Annotated in this window: 22 protein-coding genes; 8 read left to right on the top strand and 14 right to left on the bottom strand. The window is 64.3% G+C overall.

Annotated elements, in window-relative coordinates; all coding sequences use genetic code 11:
* Positions 1–15: 15 nt before the first annotated feature.
* From GFS60_RS34385 to GFS60_RS34360, 6 genes are all read right to left on the bottom strand, one after another.
* On the bottom strand, positions 16–870 hold the full coding sequence (locus GFS60_RS34385) for an MlaE family ABC transporter permease (protein WP_005566170.1): 855 nt from the start codon (positions 868–870) through the stop codon (positions 16–18).
* Complete coding sequence (locus GFS60_RS34380; RefSeq protein ID WP_230990442.1) at positions 867–1,583, bottom strand: MlaE family ABC transporter permease; 717 nt, start codon at positions 1,581–1,583, stop codon at positions 867–869. Before GFS60_RS34380 ends, GFS60_RS34385 begins: the two co-directional genes overlap by 4 nt.
* A gap of 583 nt (positions 1,584–2,166) precedes the next feature.
* Entirely contained in the window at positions 2,167–3,405 is a 1,239-nt protein-coding gene (locus GFS60_RS34375) for an acyl-CoA dehydrogenase family protein (RefSeq protein WP_043788312.1), read from the bottom strand.
* 46 nt (positions 3,406–3,451) lie between these two features.
* Positions 3,452–3,865: an SCP2 sterol-binding domain-containing protein gene (locus tag GFS60_RS34370; RefSeq protein ID WP_159928975.1), complete on the bottom strand. Its 414-nt coding sequence runs from the start codon at positions 3,863–3,865 to the stop codon at positions 3,452–3,454.
* Positions 3,866–4,310: 445 nt separating this feature from the next.
* Entirely contained in the window at positions 4,311–4,895 is a 585-nt protein-coding gene (locus tag GFS60_RS34365) for a hypothetical protein (protein WP_159928973.1), read from the bottom strand.
* A gap of 47 nt (positions 4,896–4,942) precedes the next feature.
* The gene (locus GFS60_RS34360; RefSeq protein WP_005563686.1) at positions 4,943–5,503 is read right to left on the bottom strand and encodes a flavin reductase family protein; all 561 of its coding nucleotides are present in this window, start codon (positions 5,501–5,503) and stop codon (positions 4,943–4,945) included.
* A 226-nt stretch (positions 5,504–5,729) separates the two neighbouring features.
* On the opposite strand from GFS60_RS34360, the gene GFS60_RS34355 reads away from it, so the two are divergent.
* Genes GFS60_RS34355 through GFS60_RS34320 form a run of 8 tightly spaced genes read left to right on the top strand, consistent with a single transcriptional unit; the run spans position 5,730 to position 16,161 of the window.
* Entirely contained in the window at positions 5,730–7,328 is a 1,599-nt protein-coding gene (locus tag GFS60_RS34355; RefSeq protein ID WP_159928971.1) for an acyl-CoA carboxylase subunit beta, read from the top strand.
* 8 nt (positions 7,329–7,336) lie between these two features.
* A complete protein-coding gene (locus GFS60_RS34350) occupies positions 7,337–9,340 on the top strand; it encodes an acetyl/propionyl/methylcrotonyl-CoA carboxylase subunit alpha (protein WP_159928969.1) in 2,004 nt (667 codons plus the stop codon).
* Positions 9,341–10,120: an enoyl-CoA hydratase/isomerase family protein gene (locus GFS60_RS34345; protein WP_159928967.1), complete on the top strand. Its 780-nt coding sequence runs from the start codon at positions 9,341–9,343 to the stop codon at positions 10,118–10,120.
* Positions 10,120–10,941 carry a TIGR03084 family metal-binding protein gene (locus GFS60_RS34340; protein WP_159928965.1) on the top strand — a complete coding sequence of 274 codons (822 nt, stop codon included), beginning with the start codon at positions 10,120–10,122 and terminating at the stop codon, positions 10,939–10,941. The genes GFS60_RS34345 and GFS60_RS34340 overlap by 1 nt, the downstream gene beginning before the upstream one ends.
* A complete protein-coding gene (locus tag GFS60_RS34335) occupies positions 10,938–12,725 on the top strand; it encodes an acyclic terpene utilization AtuA family protein (RefSeq protein WP_159928963.1) in 1,788 nt (595 codons plus the stop codon). Before GFS60_RS34340 ends, GFS60_RS34335 begins: the two co-directional genes overlap by 4 nt.
* Before the next feature lie 41 nt (positions 12,726–12,766).
* A complete protein-coding gene (locus GFS60_RS34330; protein WP_005563695.1) occupies positions 12,767–13,921 on the top strand; it encodes an acyl-CoA dehydrogenase family protein in 1,155 nt (384 codons plus the stop codon).
* A 28-nt stretch (positions 13,922–13,949) separates the two neighbouring features.
* Positions 13,950–15,533 carry an AMP-binding protein gene (locus GFS60_RS34325; RefSeq protein WP_159928961.1) on the top strand — a complete coding sequence of 528 codons (1,584 nt, stop codon included), beginning with the start codon at positions 13,950–13,952 and terminating at the stop codon, positions 15,531–15,533.
* Positions 15,534–15,558: 25 nt separating this feature from the next.
* Positions 15,559–16,161, top strand: a complete 603-nt coding sequence (locus tag GFS60_RS34320) for a TetR/AcrR family transcriptional regulator (protein WP_159929166.1) — start codon at positions 15,559–15,561, stop codon at positions 16,159–16,161.
* 90 nt (positions 16,162–16,251) lie between these two features.
* Here the strand turns inward: GFS60_RS34320 and GFS60_RS34315 are convergent, their stop codons facing one another.
* The 8 genes from GFS60_RS34315 to GFS60_RS34280 form a co-directional block, all read right to left on the bottom strand.
* The gene (locus GFS60_RS34315) at positions 16,252–16,554 is read right to left on the bottom strand and encodes a hypothetical protein (RefSeq protein WP_159928959.1); all 303 of its coding nucleotides are present in this window, start codon (positions 16,552–16,554) and stop codon (positions 16,252–16,254) included.
* 159 nt (positions 16,555–16,713) lie between these two features.
* On the bottom strand, positions 16,714–18,213 hold the full coding sequence (locus GFS60_RS34310) for an aldehyde dehydrogenase family protein (protein WP_159928957.1): 1,500 nt from the start codon (positions 18,211–18,213) through the stop codon (positions 16,714–16,716).
* Positions 18,214–18,275: 62 nt separating this feature from the next.
* A complete protein-coding gene (locus GFS60_RS34305) occupies positions 18,276–19,850 on the bottom strand; it encodes an AMP-binding protein (RefSeq protein ID WP_159928955.1) in 1,575 nt (524 codons plus the stop codon).
* A gap of 2 nt (positions 19,851–19,852) precedes the next feature.
* Positions 19,853–20,356 (bottom strand): ketosteroid isomerase-related protein, encoded by a 504-nt coding sequence (locus tag GFS60_RS34300; protein ID WP_159928953.1) that lies wholly within the window; start codon positions 20,354–20,356, stop codon positions 19,853–19,855.
* 33 nt (positions 20,357–20,389) lie between these two features.
* Positions 20,390–20,842, bottom strand: coding sequence for a ketosteroid isomerase-related protein (locus GFS60_RS34295; RefSeq protein ID WP_005563703.1), 453 nt, complete (start codon positions 20,840–20,842; stop codon positions 20,390–20,392).
* Positions 20,843–21,189: 347 nt separating this feature from the next.
* Entirely contained in the window at positions 21,190–22,386 is a 1,197-nt protein-coding gene (locus GFS60_RS34290) for a helix-turn-helix transcriptional regulator (RefSeq protein WP_159928951.1), read from the bottom strand.
* Positions 22,383–23,480 (bottom strand): LuxR C-terminal-related transcriptional regulator, encoded by a 1,098-nt coding sequence (locus tag GFS60_RS34285; RefSeq protein ID WP_159928949.1) that lies wholly within the window; start codon positions 23,478–23,480, stop codon positions 22,383–22,385. The genes GFS60_RS34290 and GFS60_RS34285 overlap by 4 nt, the downstream gene beginning before the upstream one ends.
* A gap of 244 nt (positions 23,481–23,724) precedes the next feature.
* Entirely contained in the window at positions 23,725–24,921 is a 1,197-nt protein-coding gene (locus GFS60_RS34280) for a TetR/AcrR family transcriptional regulator (RefSeq protein WP_159928947.1), read from the bottom strand.
* Positions 24,922–24,991 lie beyond the last annotated feature (70 nt).

The raw sequence follows: 24,991 nt of genomic DNA, 5'->3' as shown, positions 1-24,991 counted from the left end.
AGCGCGTTCCCCCGTCTAACCGGCCAGGTTGAAATTGCCGGATGTTCCGTAAATGGCAAGTGAGGCAAACAGAACCACCATCACCACCGCGATCAGTGACGTGCGTACGGCCCGTCCGACCGCCTCGCCTACACCGGCGGGGCCACCGGCGGCGTTGTAGCCGTAGTAGCAGTGGATCAGCATGACCACGGTGGCCATCAGTAGGGCCTCCAGGAAGGACCAGAACAGGTCGCTCGTCCGCAAGAAGGTGAAGAAGTAGTGGTTGTAGACGCCGGCAGACTGGCCGTAGATCCCGGTGGTCGTCACCTGGGCCGCGAGGAACGACATGATGACGGCCATGGAATACAGCGGGATGATGGCGACGATGCCGGCGATGGCCCTGGTCGACACCAGGTAGGACATCGACCGGATGCCGGTCACTTCGAGTGCGTCGATTTCCTCGCTGATCCGCATCGCCCCCAGCTGGGCGGTGGCACCCGCACCGATGGTCGCTGCCAGCGCGATACCGGCGACCACGGGTGCCATGATCCGGACGTTGCAGAACGCTGCGAAGAACCCGGTCAGTGCCTCCACGCCGATGTTGCCCAGCGAGTTGAACCCTTGGATAGCGGCGAGGGTTCCGCCGGCGAAGGTCATGAATCCCACGATCGCCACGGTGCCGCCGATCACCGCCAAGGCCCCGGATCCCATGCCGATTTCGGCGATCAGCCGGAGGGTTTCGCGCGAGTATGTCTTCAGGGCGTGCGGAGTGAACCGGATGGTTCGCCAGAAGAAGACTGCCTGTTCACCGAGGGATTCGAGGAACCGCAGCGGTGCCGCTGCGACCTTCGATGCTCGTCGTTTTCCGGTCAGGCTGTTGGTCACGGTCATCGCCCCGTTCCGTATTTCACGCCGATGGCGGTGACAATCACATTCACTGCGAACAAGGCCATGAAGGCGTATACGACCGTCTCGTTGACGGCGTCACCGACGCTCTTGGGGCCGCCCTTCACCGTGAGCCCACGGTGGCACGCCACCAGACCCGCGATGAGCCCGAACAAGCATGCCTTGACCTCGGAGATGATGACCTCCGGCAAACCGGTGACGAAGGTCAGCGACGACACGTATGCGCCCGGGGTGACGTTCTGGAACACGACGGAGAAGAAGAAGCCTCCGACGATGCCGATCGTGATCACCAGCCCGTTGAGCAGCAGCGCCACCAGGGTGGAGCCGAGCACGCGCGGGACCACCAGACGCTGGATCGGGTCGATGCCCAGTACTTTCATGGCGTCGATTTCCTCGCGGATCGTCCGGGCTCCGAGGTCGGCGCAGATCGCGGTGGCTCCGGCGCCGGCCACGACCAGAACGGTGACGAGCGGGCCGATCTGGGTGACCGCGCCGAGTGCCGCCCCGGCACCGGACAGGTCGGCAGCGCCGAACTCGACCAGGAGGATGTTGAGTGTGAAGACCACCAGAACGGTGAACGGCACCGCGACAAGCAGGGTAGGCAGCAACGCGACGCGAACGATGAACCAGGACTGCAGAACGAACTCTCGCCATTGGAACGGGGGCCGGAACAGCGCCCGGAATGTCGCCGCGCACATCTCGAAGAATGCGCCCAGGGGCCGCAGCGCCGATTCGGCCCAGCTCCGAGCCTTCCCGGGCTTGCGGACAGGCGCGTCGCGGCCCGGTGCACGCGGATCTACAGCGAGCGGTGGGGAACCGGTCACCGGTTTCCTCCTCGTCAAATGGAAAATGAAGTGTGTCGAGCGACTGATCGGGCTACTCGGGCCCATCCACAACCAGATATGTTGTGCGCCGCATCACATTTGAATGGTAGGGCTACGCTAGATCACAACACAAGTAAATTGCGATTCACTTCCTCCGTTTGGGGGAGCAATCTCACCCCGAAGTGGCAGGAAATCGCGTCGGAGTTCCCCCCGAGGGGGGATGAGGGGAGGAGAAAGTGATCCGCAATGTACTTTTGCCCCCCCATTGGGGACCTCCCGTAGCGGCGTATGGAACGGCCGACCCGCCCACACGGCAAGGAGGCAACCGCCGGCAACGCCTCTACAGGCCCCTGTCGCCCCCGCTGTCGCCGCGCGCGGAGGAGGTTCGCGGCGCCTACGCGAAAGCCCTCCGGCGTCCCGTTCGGGGCGGGAACCGGAGGGCTTTCGTGGAAGCCGGTCAGTCGTTGAGCTGCTCGGGCTGCAGAAGATACTCGCCGATGTACGTGCGAGACTGGTCGGAGTTGAGCGGCTGGAACATCGAGGCCGCCGAATCGCGGTACAGACGCTCGAAGATCGCGCCCTTACGGAACGACGACCCGCCGGCCATGCTCATGGCGTGCCTGGTCATGTGCATGACGTTCTCGGCGACGAAGGTCTTGGCCAGGCCGATGTACGGGAAGCGGAGCTCCAAGGGCCATTCGTCGTCCTTGCCGTCGAGGAGTTCTTGGCAGGTCTGGTAGAGGACCCGGCGCGAGATCTCCACGCGCGAGGCCATGTCGCCGATACCGTCGATGATGTGGCCGACGCCGGAGACCTTGGTGTCCTCTGCGACGATGGCACCGAAGGTGGCGCCGAGGGTCTTCTTCGACAGGGTGGCGCGAGATTCCTCGAGAACGCGGTACTGCATACCCAGGTAGATGCTCGCGAACATCAGTGATGCCCACTCGAGGACACCGAATGCGCCGGAGCGCCACTCACAGATGAACCCGTCTTCCGGAACGTAGTAGCCCTCGAAGTGGATGGTCTGCGTACCGGTGGCATGCATACCGAGAGCGTTCCAGGTCTTTTCGATGCGGATGCCGTCACCCTGGCCGTTCTCGTCGACGTTGAAGTCGCCGATGAAGAAGCTCTCCGCGTTGACGCGCTCCTGGAAGTCCTCCGGGAGATTTCCCTCGGCGTCAGTGATCGTCGCGTTGGTGGTGATGATATCCGCGGCCTCACACAGTGTTCCCCAGGTCTTCTTGCCGTAGAGCTTCCATCCGCCGTTGGGCTGGGGAATGGCCTTCATGTCGGCGAGGCCGCTGAATCCGGCTCGCTGCTCGGAGAACGGACCGAACATGATCTCGCCGTCGGCGACGCGTCCGAGCCAGTACTTGTTCTGCTCTTCACTCATCAGGTTGCCGGCGATGCCGACCATGATGTAGTGCATGTTGTAGGCCAACGTGATTGCGGAGTCGCCTTTGGACAACTCGCTGATGACCTTCGATGCCTGCAGCAGGTTGCCGCCGGGTCCGCCGAACGCCTTCGGCACCGGAAGGGATCCGAGTCCGGATTCCTTGAACGCCTTGATGGACGGGTATGCGAACGTGTTTTCCGCGTCGTACTTGGGGCCGATCTCGCGGAAGAACTTGGAAAGCTCTTCCGCCTTCTCGAAGTAGGGCTGGAACTCTTCGTCGGTCATGTCCTGCTCTAGCATGTGCACTCCAATTGCTGTGTCGTTTATGAGTTGTTCAAGCGTGGTGTCAGCCAATCAAGAGGTCTTCGCGGCCGTTTTCCTTCAGAAGCTGCTTGTAGACGTCGAACAGGCCGCCGGTGAGTGGGAGAAGCTTGAGCGCCACCGAGCGTTTGCCGTCGAGTTTGACCTTCCGCTGTGCCATCGCCAGGGTGAAGTTGAGCTTGCCCTGCCAGAACTTGTTGCTGTTGTCCGACGACATCCGCAACTGCACCGTGGATGCCATTCCCTCGGTCGCATCGCCCGTGGTGACCTTCTGCCCCGGGAAATCGATGATCATCACCGCGTCCGGATCTGTCTGGATCAGCTTGATCACCAGACCGGTCCCCGCGGTTGCGTCGATGAAAGTCTTTTCCTTCGTGGCTCTGTCGAAAATTCCACCGATATAGGTGTAGACCTCGTCGGCGTTGGCGAATGTACTCATGTCGACCCTTCGGTTCCGGTGCTGGATGAACCAAGTGTGGCAGCGGTCACTCCGTGTCCACACCCCTCTGAAGAGGGATTTCACCCCCACGTTGGGGAGATAAGTCGGCGGCGCAATTCCAGATGCCCGCACGGGTCCCGGAGGTGCGTGTGCGCGCCGGCCACGAGCTCGCCGTCGGTAGAAAGTTCTCGAGAGAGGTTATTTCGCAACAGTTTCGAGCGGAACGGCAGAGATCGTCGGCGGCGTCGAATGAGCAGGGCGGGATCGAACGGTGCGCCGAATGCGTTTTTGAGGGGCGGCAGGCGGGGGGGAAGTGAGGGGTTGGGGGCGCGCACCTCCCCCGCTTCCGTTCTTCGGGTCGGGCGGATGGCAGCGCCCGCCTGGTGGAAACACGGAAGGCCGCGTCGTCATCGACGCGGCCTTCGTGAGCGAGGTACAGCACGATCTACCGGAGAGGGCGTGCCAGGACCGCCCCTTCGGGGGGCGGGTAGACGCCCCGGAGCGTTAACCACGGCAGCGACTCGTTCACAACGTGGTCGAGCACTGCAGGTTCCGACATTGGCAGAAGGGTGACACCGTCGACGACACCGACGACGTACAGATCCGCGATCAGGCTGGCGAGTCCGATGGGTGTGCCGATGTATTCCAAGGACTCGCTCGGTCGTGGGCCCGGCAGCATGCTGTCGAGCGTCATCAGCTCCTTGCGCGCGGACCTGGCCTCCGGCGCGATGAGCACCGCAATGTCGACGAGCACCGCGATATCGTCGGGATGACCTCCCTTGGCCTGAATCTCCGATCGCAGCGTCGCGCGCTCTCGATGAGCTTGGGCCATGTCCGCGGCCTGTATCCGCACGATCGTCGCGTGATCGTGCGGGAGACCGCCGTCGTCGTCGGCTCCGCGCAGGTCCACCCAGCGAGACTCTGGACGCCCGGACCGAGGGCCGATGCTGAGCGCGGGGTGGTGGCCGTAGCCGTTGAGTTCCGCGGCGACCCTCAGGGCGGGTCGGGACGTTGCGTTCAGGCTTGTCATGGCACATTTCTCCAGTTGGGGTGCGGGGAGGCAGTGGCCGTGGCGGTCTACGACCCGAACGGTACGGCCCGGTGGTAGCGGCCCTCGTGATACAGCAGAGGGGCCGCGTCCGAGGTTTGGTCGGCATCATCGATGTGGATCTCCTCGACCGCCCCGATGACCAAGGTGTGATCACCGGCCTCGATCAGCTGATGCACGCCGGTCCGCAACCAGCAGTGCGTGTCGCGCAGGAGGGGCTCTCCGGTGGACAATGTCACCCAGGCCGATTCGTCAGCGAAACGCTGATCGGCACTCGCGGAAAAGCGTTGCGCGAGTGGGAGTTGGTGATCTCCGACCAGATGGACGATCAACGATTGCGCCTGGTGTAGGGCACTGATGCTCGACGAGGTGTGTGCGATATTGAACGACACCAGTGGCGGGTCCAGTGACAGAGACGAGAACGAGGTCGCGGTGAACCCGACCGGTCCGTTCGCGGAGTCGAGGGTGATGATCGTGACGCCGGCGGGATGACGACGAAGTGCCGTCCGGTAGAGATCGGCATCGATAGCGGTGGACGCTCCCGCCCGTTGGGCGGAGTTGTCGAGGGACTGGGACAACGGATTCTCCATTCAAGCGGAAAGGTTCTCTGCAGCCGACGGCGATCTTCCTCGGCATTTAGTGAAGCCTGATGTACATGAGCTGAGATTGCCGCTGCGTTACCTCCTACGATAGCGCCGAGTCGGAGCGATCTCAAGATGTAAGTGTACCGCGATTCACTTTTGGGTTACTCTGGTCACAGCTTCGATGCTCGCCCTCGTCGGTGAGAGTCCCCAGATCTGAAAGAAAGGCGTACGGATGCCCGTACTCGACTCGGTGATCGACACGTCATCGGATACCTATCAGGAGAACCGCAGAGTTCAGCTCGCCGCGGTCGCCGCGCTCAATGAGCAACTCGACCTCGTCATCGCGGGTGGTGGCCAGCGGTACACCCAACGCCACCACGATCGCGGACGCCTACTGGTCCGCGAACGGATCGAACTCCTCATCGACCGCGATGCTCCGTTCATGGAGTTGTCACCCTTGGCGGCGTGGGGAACTCAGTTCAACGTCGGGGCGGCCATCGTCACTGGCGTCGGCGTGGTTTCCGGCGTCGAAACCATGATCATCGCCCACGACCCCACGGTGCGGGGCGGAACGATGAACCCCTTCACGTTGAAGAAGAATCTGCGTGCGTTGGAGATCGCTCGCGTGAACCGGCTGCCGGTGGTCTACCTGGTGGAGTCCGGCGGCGCCGACCTGCCGACGCAGTCGGAACTCTTCGTGTTCGCCGGCAAGATCTTCCACGATCTGAGCGAACTGTCGTCGATGGGGATTCCGACCATCGCGCTGGTCTTCGGCAACGCCACCGCCGGTGGCGCATACGTCCCTGGCATGTGTGACTACGCGGTGTTGGTCGACAAACAGGCCAAGGTGTTCCTGGGCGGCCCCCCGCTGGTGAAGATGGCCACCGGAGAGGACGCCAATGACGAGGACCTCGGGGGTGCGGACATGCACTCGCGTGTTTCCGGTGTGGCCGACCAGTTCGCCGTCGACGAGAACGACTGCATCAGAATCGGCCGCGACATCGTCAGCCACCTCAATTGGCGCAAGTTCGGGCCGGCCCCGTCGGCGGCCGCCGACGACCCGCTGTACGACGCCGAGGAACTTCTCGGCATCGCCTCCGGGGACCCTCGGGTCCCGTTCGATCCCCGGGATGTCATCGCGCGTGTCGCCGACGGCTCGAGGTTCTCCGAGTACAAACCACGCTACGGGTCGAGTCTGGTGACCGGTTGGGCATCGATCCACGGATTCCCGGTCGGAATCCTCGCCAACCACCGCGGGGTCCTCTTCAGCGAAGAGGCCAAGAAGGCCACCGAGTTCATTCTGTTGGCGAACCAGACCGACACCCCGCTGATTTTCCTGCACAACACCACCGGCTACATGGTCGGCACCGAATACGAGCAGGGTGGCATCATCAAGGACGGATCCAAGATGATCAATGCGGTCACCAACAGCAAGGTTCCGCACATCACGATCAACGTCGGCGGTTCCTTCGGTGCCGGAAACTACGGAATGTCCGGTCGCGCATACGATCCCCGCTTCATGTTCACGTGGGCAAATGCCAAGCTCGCGGTGATGGGTGCGCAGCAACTCGCCGGTGTGATGTCGATTGTCGGCAAGACCGCCGCAGAGGCCGCCGGTCGTGAATTCGACGCGGAGGCCGATGCCGCGCGCACCGCCGCGATCGAGCAACAGATCGAGTCCGAGTCACATCCCTTCTTCATCTCGGGACGCCTCTACGACGACGGCGTCATCGATCCACGTGACACCCGCGCGATCCTCGCGATCGCGTTGTCCGCCGCCCATTCCAACCACATTGCCGGCCAGCGTGGCTACGGCGTCTTCAGAATGTGAGTACCGCAGTGTCAACGATCACCAAACTGCTGATCGCCAACCGAGGCGAAATCGCGTCGCGCATCATCAGGACGGCGCGCGAAATGGACATCTCGACGGTGGCGCTCTATTCCGACGCCGATCGCGACTCTCCGTACGTGCTCGAGGCCGACGAGTCCATCCACCTTCCCGGCACCACCCCCACCGACACCTACCTTCGGGTCGATCTGGTTGTCGCGGCCGCACACCGTACCGGCGCGGACGCCATCCACCCCGGCTACGGGTTCCTCTCGGAGAACGAGGACTTCGCACGACGATGCAAGGACGAGGGCATCATCTTTGTCGGTCCCTCGCCCGAGGCGATCGCGGCGATGGGATCGAAGATCGAGGCCAAGCGCATCATGGCGGATGCGGGGGTCCCGGTGCTGCCGGGGATGGTGATCGAAAACGAATCCGACGAAGACCCGGAGCGGCTGAGGTCGGCAGCAGACGACATCGGGTTGCCGGTCCTGGTCAAGGCCGCGTTCGGCGGCGGCGGCCGCGGAATGCGGATCGTCAACGACCGCGACGAGATCGTCGAAGCAGTCCGCAGCGCCCGCCGCGAGGCACAGTCGGCGTTCGGCAACGGCACCGTCTTCCTGGAGAAGTTCGTCCAGTCGCCACGGCACATCGAGGTGCAGATCTTCGGTGACAGCTTCGGCAACGTCGTTCATCTGGGCGAACGAGAGTGCTCCATCCAGCGTCGCTACCAGAAGATTGTCGAGGAATCCCCTTCGACGGCAGTCGACCGGGAGTTGCGCGAAGAACTCGGCGCCGCCGCGGTCTCGGCGGGTAAGGCGCTCAATTACGAGGGTGCCGGCACCGTCGAATTCGTGATGGCACCCGACGGCGCCTTCTATTTCCTCGAGGTCAACACCCGACTTCAGGTGGAGCACCCGGTCACCGAGCTCGTCACCGGAACAGACCTGGTGCGAGGACAGCTCCTCGTTGCCGCCGGCCAGAAGCTGCCCCCCGAGATCGAATCACCGGAGTTCAACGGACACGCTGTCGAGGTTCGTCTCTACGCCGAGGACGTGCCGGCCGGATTCGTGCCGGTATCCGGGAAGCTGACCACCTTCGAGATCGCCGACCTCCCCGGCATCCGCGTCGACGCGGGATTTGCATCGGGGTCCACCGTCAGTACCTTCTACGATCCGATGCTGGCGAAGGTGATCGGATTCGGCCGTACCCGGGAAGAGGCCTGTGACCGGGTGGCGCGCGCCCTGGACGAATCACTCATCCACGGCGTGACCACCAACCGCGATCTGCTGATCGGAATTCTCCGAGAACCCGAGTTCCGCAACGGGCAGACCGACACCGGCTACCTCGACCGGCACTCGGTCGCCGATCTGACCGCCGGCCGCGTCAACGACGACGCCACCACCGCGACTCACGCGCTCGTCGCCGCGGTCGCCGTTCAGTCCGAGCGCCGAGCAACGACGGCGACGCTGCCGGGACTTCCCTCCGGCTTCCGCACTGTCCGCAGTGCACCCCAGGCAGTGCTGTTCCGCCACGGCGACAACGAGATCGAGGCCACATACGAGTTTCTCCGCGACCGGGTCAACGCGGCCGTCGACGGCCGCGACATCGACGGCATCGAGCTCATCGAGACCTCCCCTACCCTGGTCGATGCGGTCATCGAGGGTGTGCGCCGCCGCTATTCGATCGTCCGTGACGGTGCCGCGCATTTCGTCAACAGCGCCCTGGGTGCCACCGAATTGCACGAGGTGGAACGATTCCCCGACCCGAGCGATGTGCAGGAATCCGGTTCCCTGCTCGCGCCGATGCCCGGCTCGGTCGTGCGGATCGAGGTCTCCGAGGGAGACGAAATCACAGCCGGCGCCGCCGTCGTCGTGCTCGAGGCCATGAAGATGGAGCACACGGTCAAGGCCCCCATCGATGGAGTGGTGACGAAGATTCCCGTCACCGTCGGCCAGCAGGTCGACTCCGGAACTGTGCTCGCCGTGGTGCACGACGGGCAGGAGGACGCATAGATGACACACGACACCTCCACCGCGGCGGTCACCTACGAGGTGCGCAATTCCGTCGCATGGCTCACGATCAACCGGCCCGATGCCCGCAACAGCCTCAACCGCGCGGTGCGGGAGGGCCTGTTCGCCGGCGTCCGGCGCTTCAACGACGACGAGTCCGCGAAGGTGCTCGTTCTCACCGGCAGTGGCGACAAGGCGTTCTGCGCAGGCGGTGATCTCAAGGAAATGAGTCAGGAACAACTCACCGTCCCCCCCGTGGACTTCGTTCCCCAGTTCGGCCGCAACATCGAAGTCGACAAGCCGACCATCGCGGCCGTCAACGGTGCCGCCTTCGCCGGTGGCTTCCTGCTGGCACAAACCTGCGACCTCTGCATCGCCTCGAGTACGGCGACCTTCGCCATTTCCGAGGTGAAGATCGGCCGCGGCTCACCCTGGGCGGCTCCGCTGCCATTGATGGTCCCGCCGCGGATCGCGATGGAAATCGTGCTCACCGGCGCGGCCCTGACCGCCCAGCGTGCCTACGAGATCGGCTTCGTCAACCAGGTCGTCGAGCCCGACGAATTGACCGAAGCCACACAAAGGTTCGCCGAGTTGATCGCTGCCAATGCCCCGCTGTCGGTGAGTGCCGGCAAGAAGACCGCCAGACTGACCGCCGAGCATCCCCTGTCCGGGGCGTTCGAGATGGCCGAAAAGATCTGGGAACCCGTGTACCTCAGCGACGATGCCCAAGAGGGAATGCTCGCCTTCAGCGAGAAGCGGCGCCCCCACTGGAAGGGGCACTGATGGCACTGGACTATGCGGGGCTCCTCGACGACGTCGACGTCGAAACCGTGCGCCTGATCCTCGTTCTTCGCGATCTCACCCCGGATCAATGGGAGAACGACACCCCAGCCGACGGCTGGGGTGTGCGCGATCAGGTCTCACATCTGGCCTTCTTCGACGACGCCGCGAGAACCGCGATCGAGGATCCGGACCGGTTCCGGGAAGAATCCGCTGCGCTGATCGCCGGTGGCATGGATTTTCCGGACCGGATCGCTCGTGACCTACGGACGATGTCCCACCGAGACCTGGAAGAGTGGTTCGTCCATTCTCGAACTGAGTTGCTCAAGACGCTGCGACGGACCGACCCCAAGGCACGGATGCCCTGGTACGGACCCGACATGAGTGTCGCCTCGTCGGCCACCGCACGGTTGATGGAAACGTGGGCGCACGGCCGGGATATCTACGATGCCCTCGGCGTACGACACGCGCCCAGTCCTGGTCTGCGCAGCATCGCTCACCTGGGTGTGAGTACCTTCGCCTTCGCCCATCAGCTCAATGGGTTGCCCGTGCCCGACCACCCTGTCCGAGTGGTCTTGCAGTCCCCGCTCCCCGACGCGAACGAGTGGACGTGGGGATCCGCTGACGCGGAGAACTCCGTCGTAGGTCCGGCCGAGGACTTCGTCCTCGTCGTCACTCAACGGCGCAACGTAGCCGACACCCGCCTCGTCGTCACCGGCCCCGTCGCCCGAACCTGGATGGGCATAGCCCAGGCCTTCGCCGGTGCCCCCGGCAGCGGCCGGCCCAGCCTCGCCGCCCCGTCAACCACTGGAGGAACCCGATGAGCGAGTCCGACACCCCGCGCCGGCCGATCCGTATCGGCAACGCATCGGGGTTCTACGGCGACCGGCTCTCCGCCTTCCGCGACATGGTCGACGGCAGCCCGGTCGACGTGATCACCGGCGACTACCTGGCCGAATTGACCATGCTCATCCTCTGGAAGGCCCGCAAGAAGGACCCCACCACCGGCTACGCGAAAACCTTCCTCACCCAGGCCCGTCAATCACTCGCCGACTGTGCCGCCAAGGGAATCAAGATCGTCGTGAACGCCGGAGGTCTCAATCCTGCCGGTCTCGCCGACGAGGTCCGCAAACTCATCGCCGACCAGGGGCTCGACCTGACCGTCGCGCATCTCGAGGGCGATGACATCCGGCCCCGGCTCGAATCACTCCAAGCCGAAGGGCACGAGTTCCGCCACCTCGACAAGGGCAGCACGTTGGCGGAGGCCGTTGTGAGCCCCGTGTCGGCGAACGCCTACCTCGGTGGCTGGGGTATCGCCGCGGCACTGAGGAAGGGTGCCGACGTGGTGATCTGCCCACGCGTCACCGACGCAGCGCTCGTCGTCGGCACCAGCGCCTGGTGGCACGGCTGGGCGCGCACCGACTTCGACGCCCTTGCCGGGGCGGTGGCCGCCGGACACATCATCGAGTGCGGCCCGCAAGCGACCGGCGGCAACTATTCCCAGATCCGGGAAGTGCACGATCGCCGCTACCCCGGCTCCCCGATCGCCGAAATCGCGCACGACGGCAGCTTTGTCATCACCAAGGACCCCGGAACCGGAGGTCTGGTGTCCGTGGGAACCGTCACGGCCCAGTTGTTGTACGAGATCGACGGCCCCCTCTACCTGAACCCGGACGTGGCCGCGCACTTCGAGACGATCGAGATCACCCAAGACGGTCCCGACCGGGTCCGAGTGGCCGGAACCACGGGCAGCCCCCCGCCGCCCGACCTGAAGGTCGCGATGAACTACATCGGCGGCTTCCGCAACACGATGACCCTGGTTCTCACCGGACTCGACATCGAAGAAAAGGCCGCCTGGGCGGTCGACGAGCTGTTCGAGATACTCGGTGGGAAAGAAAAGTTCGACGACGTCGACGTCCAACTGCTCCGCTACGACATTCCCGACCCGCCCACCGCCGCCCAATCGACAGCGCACCTGCGGGTGACCGTCAAGGACGCCGATCGCGCCAAGGTCGACCGCGCCTTCTCCAACGCGGTCACCGAGATCGCCGTCGCCGGCTATGCCGGTTTCCACACCACCACCCCGCCGTCTTCGGCATCGGAATTCGGTGTCTACTGGCCCACGCTCATCCCGGCACGCGAAATCGAACATGTGGTCTTCCACGCCGACGGCACCACGGAACTCATCGACCACTGCCCGCGAACCCAGACACCGGTACCGGCACTGACGCCGGCACCGCACGACGAAGCAGCCGACACGGTACCGACCGCGCGTCTGGCGTTGGGGTCCGTTGTGGCCGCCCGCTCCGGCGACAAGGGCGGTAAGGCGAACGTCGGTGTGTGGACCGACACCCCGGAGCGGTGGGACTGGCTGCGCCGGCACCTGACCGTCGACAAGTTCATCGAGCTGGTTCCCGAGGCGGCGTCCCTGCCCGTGCACCGCTACGAGCTCCCGAACCTCCGGGCACTGAACTTCGTCATCGTCGGATTCCTGGGCGACGGAGTGGCGTCCTCGACCCGCACGGACGCGCAAGCCAAGGGTCTCGGTGAGTACCTTCGCGCCCGGCACACCGACATCCCGACGACATTGCTCCCCGAGACCAACTGACGCCACCGGCGGCGACGCCCGCCCCCACCGGAGGAACCACCATGGACTTCACCGAATCCGACGAGCACGTCGCGATCCGCGAGGCGGTCGCCGCCATCACCACCAAGTTCGGTCCCGACTATTACACCCGCAACGCGTTGGCACATGAACCGACCACGGAACTATGGAAGGCGCTGGGTCACAGCGGTTTCATCGGGATCAACCTCCCGGAGGAGTACGGCGGGGGCGGCGCCGGGATGACGGAGCTCGCCCTGGTCTGCGAGGAAACCGCCGCGCACGGCTGTCCACTGCTGCTCCTGCTCGTCTCCAGTGCCATCTCCGGGGAATTGATTGCCAAGTACGGCAGCGACGACCAGCGTCAACGGTGGCTCCCGGGCATGGCGTCGGGCGAGACCAAGGTGGTCTTCGCGATCACCGAGCCCGACGCGGGTTCGAACACGCACCAACTGTCCACGCACGCCGTTCGCGACGGCGACGACTACCTTCTGAATGGCACGAAATACTACATCTCGGGTGTCGATGAGGCGGAGGCGCTCGTGGTCGTCGCCCGTACCGGACACGACGAGTTGACCGGCCGGGCACAACTGTCATTGTTCCTGATCCCCACCGATGCCCCGGGGTTGGTCAAACACGCGCTCCCGGTCGGGGTCGCCCTCCCCGAAAAGCAGTTCACCCTGCACTTCGACAACGTACGGGTTCCGGCCGACAGCCTGCTGGGAGTCGAGCACCAGGGCTTCTCCCAGGTCTTCGACGGACTCAACCCCGAGCGAATCACCGGCGCCGCGATCTGTGTCGGAGTCGGCCGGTTCACCCTGGCCCGCGCGGCCGAGTACGCGCGAACACGCACGGTCTGGGGCCAGCCGATCGGCATGCATCAGGGACTGTCCCACCCGCTGGCAAAGGCGCAAATCGAGGTGCAGCTGGCCGCCCTGGCCACTGCGAAGGCCGCCTGGTTGTACGAGCACGGTAAACCCGCGGCCGAGGCATCGAACGTGGCGAAGTACGCCGCCGCCGAGGCCGCGGTCGCGGCGGCAGATGCCGCCATCCAGACGCACGGCGGCAACGGACTGAGCAACGACTACGGACTCCTCCCGCAGTGGGGGCTTGCCCGGCTTCTGCGGATCGCCCCGGTGAGCCGCGAGATGATCCTCAACTACGTAGCCCAACACAGCCTGCAACTGCCCCGGTCCTACTGAAAGCGCCTCCCCCGAACTGAGGAACACGATGTCCACCACCGAAATCGGTCGCAACCTGATCCACCGGATCAACGTCGGTGACAGCCTCACCCGGGCGGCCTGGCGCAGACCCGAGGCACTGGCCCTGATCGACGGGGACCGTCGATTCACCTACCGCGAGTTCAACAGCTGGGTCAACCGCGTCTCCCACGGCCTGCACCGCCACGGCCTCCGCAGCGGCGACGCGCTCGCGCTCGCGTCCGGCAATTGCGCGGAGTTCCTCGTCACCTACTACGCCTGCGCGAAACTGGGGCTCGTGTGCGTGCCGATCAATCTCGGTTGGGGCACAAGCGAAATCTCTTATGTCCTCGACCATTCGGCGGCCACAGCGGTCGTCGTCGAGACCGAATCCCTGTCGCGAGTCCAAGACGCTCTCGCCGCTCCATTCGGCCTCGTTGACATCTTTCTGATCGACGGCGACGGCACCACAGGGGATCCCACCGTGACCGCCTTCGCGGACCTGTCCAGCGGTTCGCCGGATTCCGAACCTGAGCATGTCATCGCCGACCGCGCCCCGCTGTCGTACCTGTACACCAGTGGCACCACCTCCTTCCCGAAAGGGGTGGTGGGAAACCACGCCGCGATCTACCTCGAGTCGATGACCATGGCGCTCGAGGCCCAGTTCCGTGAGGACGACCGGTTCGTCGCAATGATGCCGATGTTTCACACCGCGCAACTCAACACCCACTGCACCGCGGCGATCATGGTCGGGGCCACGATCTTCATCGAACGCCGCTTCGACGCTGGCCGCCTGTTGGCCCTGATCGAATCCGAACGAATCACCCAGATCTTCGCCCTCCCGATGATGTACAGCGAAATGCTCGAGCATGCGGACATCGATGCCCGCGATCTCTCCTCGCTTCGCCGCGCTCTGTACGCCATGGCCCCCATGCCGCGGCACCTGATCGAACGCTGCATCGACGTCTTTGCCTGCGACTTCTACCTATTGTTCGGCCAGACGGAGATGAGTCCGACGACCACGCTGTTCCGTCCCGAACACCAGCTGACCCACACCGGCGCTGTCGGAACGCCGGTGATCGGGGTGCAGGCGGCCATCATGGGACAGGACGGCGGACTCCTGCCGGCGGGGGGCGAGGGCGAGATCGTCTACCGAAGCCCGCACACCATGACCGAATACCTGGACAACCCCGAGGCCACCGCCGAGGCCTTCGCCCACGGATGGTTCCATTCCGGCGACATCGGACGATTCGACGACGACGGCATCCTCTGGTTCACCGACCGGTTCAAGGACGTCATCAAGACCGGCGGCGAGAACGTCTCCTCCCTCGAAGTGGAGCGAGCGATCTATCAGGCCGATCCGCTCATCGCGGAGGCCGCTGTCGTCGGGCTCCCCCACCACCGATGGAGCGAGGCGATCACCGCGGTCGTGGTGCCGGCCTCGGGGGAAACAGTCGATCCCGCGACACTGATCAGCAAGATCAAACAGTTGATCGATCCGTACAAGACCCCCAAGTCGATCATCGTGGTCGATGCGCTCCCCCGAACCACGACTGGCAAGATCCAGAAGAACGTGGTTCGGGACACGTTTGCCGAGCACTATGAAAGAAGGTGAGACGACGATGGTGGAGAGTAGTGGGATGATCGACGACAGAATCGAGCCGGTACGAACACGGGACCCGGCGCGCCGCTACCGGATCTTGGCCGCCGCGGCTGACCTGGTGGCGCGCAATGGCTTCAATTCCGTGTCGATGGCCGACATCGGTGCCGCGTCCGGGATCACCGGCTCCGCGATCTACCGGCACTTCGACAGCAAGTCCGCCGTCCTCGTCGAACTCTTCGACAGCGCGATAGACCGCCTCCTCGAAGACGCGGAGCGCACCCTGGACAGCGGCATCGAACTCGAGCAGGCACTGCGTGAGCTGGTCGAAGGACAAATCGAATTCGTCGTCGGAAAACGCGAGGTCGCGCAGGTCTACCACAACGAAATCCACAACCTCCCCGAAGACGACCGCCGACGCCTGCGCCGAAAGCAGCGGCTCTACATCGAGGAGTGGGTACACCTGGTCGACGAGCTACGCTCGGACCTCGACGACGGAGAAGCCCGAGCGGTCGTGCACGCCGCGATCGGGGCAATTCAATCGAGCTTGTTCCACAGTGTCGGGCTACCGATCGACCGCCTCCGGCAGATCCTTGCCGATTCGGCACTCGCCGTCCTCGGAGTGAATTCGACGACGACCTAACACCGCAGCGAGCCCTGCGGCGGGCATGGGGATGACCATGCAGGATTCCTTGCGATCAGACCGCCGCCGCTGCCTCCGACTCGACATCGTCTACCGCCTGCGCTTCGGAACGAAGCGCGCCGCACCGCGGGGACGCAAAAGACCACGATAGCGGCAATCGAACCCGTCGCCACGAGCCAGGTCGACGGGTTCGTCTTGTAGCGCACCAATCACCGGCCCGCCGGCCCCGACGTTCACTCCGAAGAACGTGGACGGGAAGAGGACGAAGTTGCCGGGCAGTCCGGCCGGGTGACATGCGCTGACGCAGAGCACGGTGGCGCCGACCGCGGACACCACTACCTGGGCTGCCTCGAGAACTCCGATCGAGGGCGGGTTGGCGGAGGCCCGGAACACGTGCGTAGCGCTTCCGCAGTTCACTATCCGGCACAGCAGCAATGCCGCATCCGCTGCGGCAGCAGTAATGAGGCGGAACAGATATCGGCCCCTGCACGATTCCGATGGATGAATCGTGCAGGGGCCGTATCTATCAGATCGGGTCGATCACGACATTTATCAGGCCGGGTCGATGACGATCGCGAAGGCACGCGCCTCCGGACCCGGAGAGCGATTCAACGAGATGAACTTCGCCTCGGTGTACTCGTCGAGAGCGTGGGGACCGCCTTCACGGCCCAGACCACTCTGCTTGAATCCACCGAACGGGTAGGCGGGATGAATGACGTGCCAGTCATTGATCCACACCATGCCTGCATCGAGTTCGCGGGCGATCTCGATCGCCTGGTCCTCGTCGCCCCATACCCCGGCGGACAGTCCGTAATCGGTGTCGTTGGCGATCTTGATCGCCTCCTCGACCGAGTCGTAGGTGAGCACGACCAGGACCGGTCCGAACACCTCTTCGCGTGCGATCCTGGCGTCGTTGGTCACACCGACGAAGATTGTCGGTTCGATCCAGTAGCCCTTGTCGAACCCGGGACCGGTGGGAACACCGCCGCCGATCACGGCCTTGGCGCCCTCGGTTTCGGCGATAGCGAAGTAGTCGAGGATCCGCTGGTGCTGGACCTTGGAGATGATCGGCCCGACTCCGGTCGCGGGGTCGAGCGGATCACCGACCTTCAGCGTGCGGGCACGCTCGACCAGACGCGAGATGATCTCGTCGCGGTTGCTCGACGGAATCAGCAGTCGGGTACCGGCTTCACAGGCCTGGCCGTTGTTGGCCAGGGCCGCGAACAGCGCACCGTCTATCGCGGTGTCGAGGTCGGCGCTGTCGAGAATGATGTTCGGTCCCTTGCCACCGAGTTCGAGGGTCACTCGCTTCACGGTGTCGGCGGACTGACGCAGGATGCTCTTGCCGACCGCGGTGGAACCGGTGAAGGCCACCTTGCGGACATCGGGGTGACCGCTGAGGTGCGCGCCGGTGGGTTCGCCGTCGCCGGTCACCACGTTGAGCACGCCGGGCGGCAGTCCCGCCGCCTCGAACTCCTTCGCCAGCTCGAGCGCGACCAGGGGGGCGTGCTCGTCAGGCTTGAGGACGACCGTGTTACCCGCTGCGAGAGCCGGGGCAATCTTCCACACGATGACCAGCAGCGGAATGTTCCACGGCACGATCGCCGCAACCACACCCAGCGGCTCGCGCCGGACGAGACCTTCGGCCGGCACCGGCCCGATCTCGGGACCCGCCGTCTCGAACTCGTAGGTGGCGGCCTGGTCAGCCAGATACTGCATCTGAGCGATCGACAACCCGATATGCAGGGCCCCGGTGATCCGGATGGTGGCGCCGTTCTCCCGTGTCTGGAGCGCGGCGAGCTCGTCGATACGGCCGCCGAGGCGCGTGGCGACATCGTTGAGCAGGGCTGCGCGTTGCGCGGGCGGGGTACGCCGCCAGGTGCCCTCTTCATGCGCCGCCTTGGCCGCGGCGACGGCCTGGTCGACCTGCGCCACGCCACCCTTGGCGACGGTAGCGACAAGCTCTTCGGTTGCAGGGCTACGGATTTCGTAGTTCTCGCCGGTATCAACCCATTCGCCGTTGATATAGAGCGAGTAGTGCGGGACGCTCATCGGCGTGCTCCTCTTTCTCTGATGTGACTAGCGACAGCAGTGCTGTGTCGAAGGTTCGATGGTCAGCTGATCTGGCGGTCCCGCCCTTCCCAGAACGGGGCACGGATCGATTTCTTGTCGATCTTTCCGGCCGGATTGACCGGAAGGGTGTCGACGAATGCCACCGTTTTGGGAGCATGGACGCTGCCCATCTCCCTTTTGACGTGATCGATCAGTTCCTGCTCGGTTGCCGTGACACCGCTCTTGAGAGCGATGACAGCATGTACCGCTTCGCCCCACTTCTCGTGGGGGACTCCGATCACTGCTGCCTGCGCAACTGCGGCATGGCCGGCCAGGGCATCCTCAACCTGTCGCGGAAACACGTTGAATCCGCCGGTGACCACCAGGTCCTTCTTGCGGTCGACGATGTAGAGGAACCCGTCCTCGTCGAGGCGACCGATATCGCCGGTGTGCACCCAGCCCTCCCGCAGCGCCTCGGCGTTGCGGGAGACGTCGACGTAGCTGAGCATCTGCCCGAGCTGCCGGGACACGATCTCACCGGGTTCGCCCAGCGGCAACACCCGATCTGTTTCGTCCTGGATCGTCACGTCGACGTGGAACAGGGGCCGACCGGCCGAAGCGAGCCGCTTGATCCACACCTCGCTGTCCACCCGGTGCTCGTTCTTGCGCAGACAGGAGACGTACCCGGGTTCGGTCCCGGCGTAGGCCTGGATGAAGATCGGGCCGAACACGTCCAACGCCTGACGCAGCCGGTCGGGTGCGATGGGAGATCCCGCGTAGACCATCGTCCGCAGCGAAGACAGGTCATGCGCTTCGCGGCGCGGATGGTCGAGCAGCAGGTAGATGATGGTGGGAACGACGGCGGTCGCGGTCACCTTCTCCTGCTCGATGGTGCTGAGCAGTTTGTCCACGTCCAACCCGGGCAGCATCACGTTGGTGCCGCCCCGCAGGAACGTCGGCATGACGAAGATCTGCGTGTAGTGCGTCAGTGGCGCACCGTGCGCGAAGACCTCACCCCAGGCGATGTCGCCGATCTCGAGACCCGCGGTGATGCTGTAGTGGCCCCAGGTGAAGTGCGAGTTGACCACACCCTTGGGGTCCCCGGTGCTCCCGGAGGTGAACAGGACGTACGCCTCGTCGTGGACGTCGATCTCCACCTCGGGGCGAACCGTCGGCTGCGAGCGGAAGAGTCCGTCGTAGCCGAACACTTCGCCGATCTCAGGGGGCGCCGAAGCCGGACTGCTCCCGATCCGGATCACCGTCTGCAGCTTCGGCAGGTCACCTCTGATCTCGGCGACGACTGCGTCGAACTGGGCGTGATAGATCAGCGTGGTGGCATCGGTCTGGGAGAGACTCGACCGGAATGCGTTGGCAGCGTTACGCGTAGGCATCTGCACCAGCACTCCGCCGGCAGCCCAGATTCCGTGCTGCGTGGGGATGAATTCCAAGCAGTTCGGCATCAGCAGGCCGACGCGCTCGCCCTTCTGCAGCCCCAGAGAGACGAGTCCGTTCGCTACCTGGTTGCGCCAGTCGAGAAGCTCGCGATAGGTCACCCGACGATCACCATCGACGATCGCGACGTTGTCCTTGTAGTAGGTACATGCCCGATCGAGCACGTCCGGCAACGGCCCCCACATGGTCAGGATCCAACGAGAACGGACGGGTCGAATCCTTCGACCCAGTACTCCGGCGTCACGATCGGGATTCCGAGTTCCTGCAGCACCGGGGTGTCGTTCCAGTACGTGGTTTCGCGGACGATCTGTCCGTCGCTGTCGAGCTGGTGCCAGGTGATTCCGCGGGTGGACAGCGTCTTGCCCTGGGTCGGAACTCCCTTGTAGGTCTCGAGACCGGTGCCCGTCCAGTTCCACAGGATCACCACGGCCGGGTTTCCGGCCACGCCGGCCACCGGGAACGAGTCGGTGATCTCGAAGGAGTGCAGGCCGACACCGTTGGCCGTGTCGGTGTTCGCGTACGGGGCGAGCTTCGGCGCCAGCTCATCTTTGGTGATGGCGGTGTCGGTGACGTGGTCGGAATCGGCGTGGTCGTCGTAGACCAGGTCATCGGCGTACAGGGCGACCGTCGCCGCGGTGTCGGTGGTCAACGCGGTGATCCAGCGCCGGGCGTGCTCTTCGTGCTTACTCATGGTGCTCGTAGTTTCCTTTCGCAGGGTTCGGTGTCAGACGAGAACAGCGGACTTGGTCACGCTGGACGGGTCGATGGGCTGTCCCAGGTCCGCCGCTGCCGTCGCGATGTCCCACAGGCTCGCTTCCCGGGTGATGAGGCCGGCTTCGTTGTAGATGTGGAACGTCAGTCCCCGCGCTCCGGGCACCTTCCCGTTGGCCGGGACGCCGACGAAAGCGGTCGCCGTGGGCGCCTTCCAGGTCCACCGGTAGATCGCCGACTTCTCGTCGCCGACAACCTCATCGATCCGAAAGTTGTTGATGCCGATGCCGTTTTCGGTGTCCTTGTTGGCGTACGGCCCGAAGACACGGAGGAGCTCGTCCCTGTCGGTGATCTTCTGGCCGAGGATGGGATCCTCGAAGAGGAAGTCGTCGGCGTACAACGCGACGACCGCTTCGGGGCTCTCACGGAAGGCCTTCAGCCACTTGACAGCAAAGGAATGACTCATGAATATCGCTCTCCTCGGTGGTTGTCATGGTCCCCGCGGATACTCGAATATCGATGTGCTCCGCTCACTTCAGGAACACCTTCAAGGTATTGCGTAGGTCACACCGGCGGCGACTTACTTGGGGAGGAAACCCACCCCTCAACAGGGGGATACTCGGAAGACGCGGCGCCGGGCGATTGGGGCGTCGATCACCGAGCCGGCAGGTCCGGTCCGGAATGCCGACGCGGCGGCGAGCGGTCGTCAGTTCCGAACCGGCGTACCCGGGGAACTAAGTTTGGCACCGGAATACGACCGCCGCCCGGCACAGGGCCGGGCGGCGGGATGCTGATCAGAGGGTGACGAATCGATTACGCGATGCGGTTGCCGATCGACCAGGCAATGGCCTGAGAACGGTTGGTCGCACCGAGCTTCCGCAGGATGTGCTTGACATGCGATTTCACCGTCCCCTCGGTGATGACCAGGGACTCGGCGATGTCGTTGTTGGTCGCCCCCGCCGCCATCAATGTGAACACCTCTTGTTCCCGGGAGGTGAATTCGGCGAGAGGGACCAAGCTGGGACGTGAGGGGAATTCCGCCGACGAGTCCACTCCAGCAGGATCGGAGTCGGCCCGGCCGGCCGAGGCCATCCCCGATTCGCACAGCTCGTCCATCGTGGCCACCGTCGACGAAAGGATTTCCCTGATCTGGTCGCGTTGGCTCCGCAACCGCTCCATCAGCGACGTCCGCTCGTAGATGTAGCCGACCCCCTCGGTGAAGGCCCACAAAACGTCGCGGTCGATCTCGTCGATCCGACTGGGAACCGGGAAGTGGTCGGCATGCAGCAAACCGACAACGTTGTTGTCGAGGACCAGGGCCGACACGACGTACGACCGTGAGCGACCCGACTCGACGATGATCGGCCGGTATACGGGCGCGTTTTCTGTGTCGTAGACGATCGCCGGCCGATGATCGGTCAGCAGCCGCGCCTCAGGAGCCCGCTCATCGAACGGTATCCCGCGATCGATCCAGTCGGTGAACCATGAGTCCGATTCATCACCCTCGCCCAGGTACGCCTTCCACGGCTTCCACGTTCCCGCCTCGACGCGTGACAACACCACCCGCCGGAATCCGCAACGAACGGCCACGTCCTCACAGAGGCGGTCGAGAAGGTCCGAGGTGCTCGGGACGGTCCGCAAGCGGTGGAGTCCCGCCGAACACTCGGCCAGACGCTCGGTCCTGCGGCCCATTTCGTTCAGGTACAGATCCATCGCCAACTGCTGCAGGTCGAGCACTGTCGTGGTCAGTCGCTCCACCTTGGCCGTGTCGGCTCCCGCCGCTCGTCGCAGCTCGTCGATACAGTGGTGCGTCAGGACTGAAATCGCCTCTGCGGAATGGGCGGGACGCTCGTGCCGGATCCAGGGAAGAGTGGTCGAACCGACATCAGCGAAGATCTCGTCCCGGATGGCCTCCAGCCGAGTGATCAGCTCGAAGTCTTTGCGCCGCCATCCCTGCAAGGATCCCCGCGCCGCCTGGTGCTGCGTCGTTGCGATCAATGCCTGTGTCATAGCGTCCGTCCCATCGAGCGTTTCATCTTCCCGTAGCGCGCGATGGCGCTGGCCCTGTTGGTGGCTCCCAGCTTGCGGAAGATGTGTTTCACGTGGGATTTCACCGTGCTCTCGGACACGGTGAGCTGGGCAGCGATCTCCGCGTTCGACGCGCCTTTCGACAACAGTTCCACCACATCAACTTCCCGTGCGGTCAGTTGCCGTTCGGGCCGCCCTGCGAACGGCACCTCCGACGCTCCGCGCTCTGGCCGAGAAGGATCGACAGCCGCCGGAGGCAACATCCCGATGGGGGCCTCGAGGGTCAGCGGGCCACCGTGAACGTCGTCGATCATCGCTTCCGTGGCGCTGAAAACCATACCGAGACGATCACGCTGTTCACGCAGTCGCGCCGTGAGCACCATCCGTTCGTAGATCGGTCCCAGTCCGTCGGCGAAGAGCCGAACGATGTCACGGTCGGCGGACGTCAGCACTCGCCCTGAGATATTCGTGTCGGCATGAAGCAGGGCGACGACTGTTCCGTCGACCACAACTGGCGCAACGACATAGCTTGTGGTTCTCGACAACCTGATGAGCGGACGATACGTCCGGGTTTCTGAACCGGCATCGCTTACCAGCATCGGGATCCGGCGCCGTACAACATCAGCTTCGAGCTGCGACGCACTCAAGGGGATCTCGAGGTCGCTCAGATAGTTGCGCAGCGCGGCCGAGATGGCCTCGGAGACCAGGTGCAGGGTGTGCGGAATCCACATCGAACCCTGGATACGAGAGACCAGAACCCGGTCGAATCCTCCTGCGATACAGAGTTCTTCGGCCGAGCTGCTAAAGAACTGGCCGGGCCCGGCGGCCGCCGAGCGTAGGCGGGCCAGCGAACCGAGCACTCGTTCCAGACCGTGCTGGGGAGTCAGGCAGGCCTGCTCGTAGAGAACGTCCTGCGCTTGATGTAGCTCTTCGAGAATGGAAGCCAGTGCGCTGGCCTCATCGATCGTGTCACCCACGTTCCCGGTCTGGGTTTCCACCCCCGCCATTTCTCGCATCGCGACCGCCATCTCGCTCAGCCGGCGAGCGGGGGAAGGCTGGGCGGCGGAAGTATTCACTGTTCCTCCATATCGAGGTGCGAGGCATCCATTGCCGCCATATCGGCGACGTCCATCCTCGGGATGCTGCGGCACTGCACCTGCCTTCAATTCACCATGTCGTGGCTCGCGATTTACTTACGTCTGCCATTGTGGTGACCCGCATCACTATTGTCAACGCGGCGAGTTTGAATACCCCCTTGTCAGGGGGTAAGTACCGGAATCGCGCGGGATTGACTCGCGGTCGGTAGTGAATTGCCCTTAACTATGGAGCCGGGGAGGGCCAGCCATACAATGCGCGGCGGACGGCCAGGCGCACACGTTCCTGCACGTTGGGCATGCAGCGCAACCGTACCGTCCTGGATACGTCGTTGACGATTGTCAGAGCAGCGTGAACGCGAAATCGCACCTCGGTGTCGTCGAGCTCGGGCCGGGATTCTTCCAGCAGTTGGAACCACTGCACGACGTAGTCGTGCTGCGCGCTGCGCACAGCGTGTCTTCGGGCGGGTGGAAGGCTGAGTACTTCGGAGGTCAGCACGGCCAGCAGGTCGTAGTGGATCATCGCGAACGCAATGTACGCATCGACCGCGGCGTCCAGAGCCTCCTGGGAGGTGTCCGCGGAGAACAGTGCCTGCGACAGCCCCAACTGGAGCGGTTCCGCGCCCCGGTCGATCACCGCGGCCAGGAGATCGGCCTTCGTATCGAAGTGTCGGTAGACGCTGGCGCTGTGGACCTGCACAGCGGCTGCGATCTCGTCCATCGTGACCGCCTGGTATCCCTTCGCGCTGAACAGTCTGGTGGCCGCGCCCAGGAGTGCCTCGCGGCGGGATGCCGGCGCCATGCCGGCCCGTCCGGGAAGATCGGCGGCCGGTTCAGCTGCACTGTCCAATGGAGCGGCGCCTACGGCAATGGCCATGGTGGCGAGCAGTTCGATCAAACGGCCCGGCAGGATCTCGGTGCGGTGATAGCCCGGGCTGGTCAGAACCGCAAGAATGCACCACGCCAGCAGTTCCGCATCAGCGCCGCTCACCCCCGGCACGGAATGGCCGAGCACTGCGGAGAGACGCGACACCACATCATGCAATCGGCCACGCAGGCCCGCCTGTTGCTCCGGTGGCAGGTGTCGAATCTCGCGATACCACAGAACTCCGAGGTCACGTCGAGTGCCGGCTGTTTCCGCCAGCCCCTGCAGCAGTGCCGTGAGGTCATCGATTCCGTGCGAGATCAGCAGCTCACCTGCCTGATCGAAGCTCTCGACCACCGTGCAGGCGAGCAAATCCTGTTTACTCCGAAAGTGCCGGTACAGGGCCCCGGCGGTGATCCCGACGGATGAGGCGATGTCCTCGGTGCCCACATTGTGGTAGCCGCGTTCGGAGAACAGGACGCTCGCGGCGGCCAGGATCTGAGCCCTGCGGTTACGGGGACGCGGAGTGCTCGTGAGCCGAGCCCGCCTCGGGCGCACTAGTTCGTCGATGCTGCCCGCTCCCTTCGACGCATTCGATGTGGCTTGAGATTTACTTACCGGGGTTGTA

This window comes from Rhodococcus sp. WAY2 (assembly GCF_009859915.1).
In the GTDB taxonomy this organism is placed as follows: domain Bacteria; phylum Actinomycetota; class Actinomycetes; order Mycobacteriales; family Mycobacteriaceae; genus Rhodococcus_F; species Rhodococcus_F oxybenzonivorans.
The sequence above is the reverse complement of the archived record's forward strand: the minus strand, read 5'-3'. Positions and strand labels throughout refer to the sequence as shown.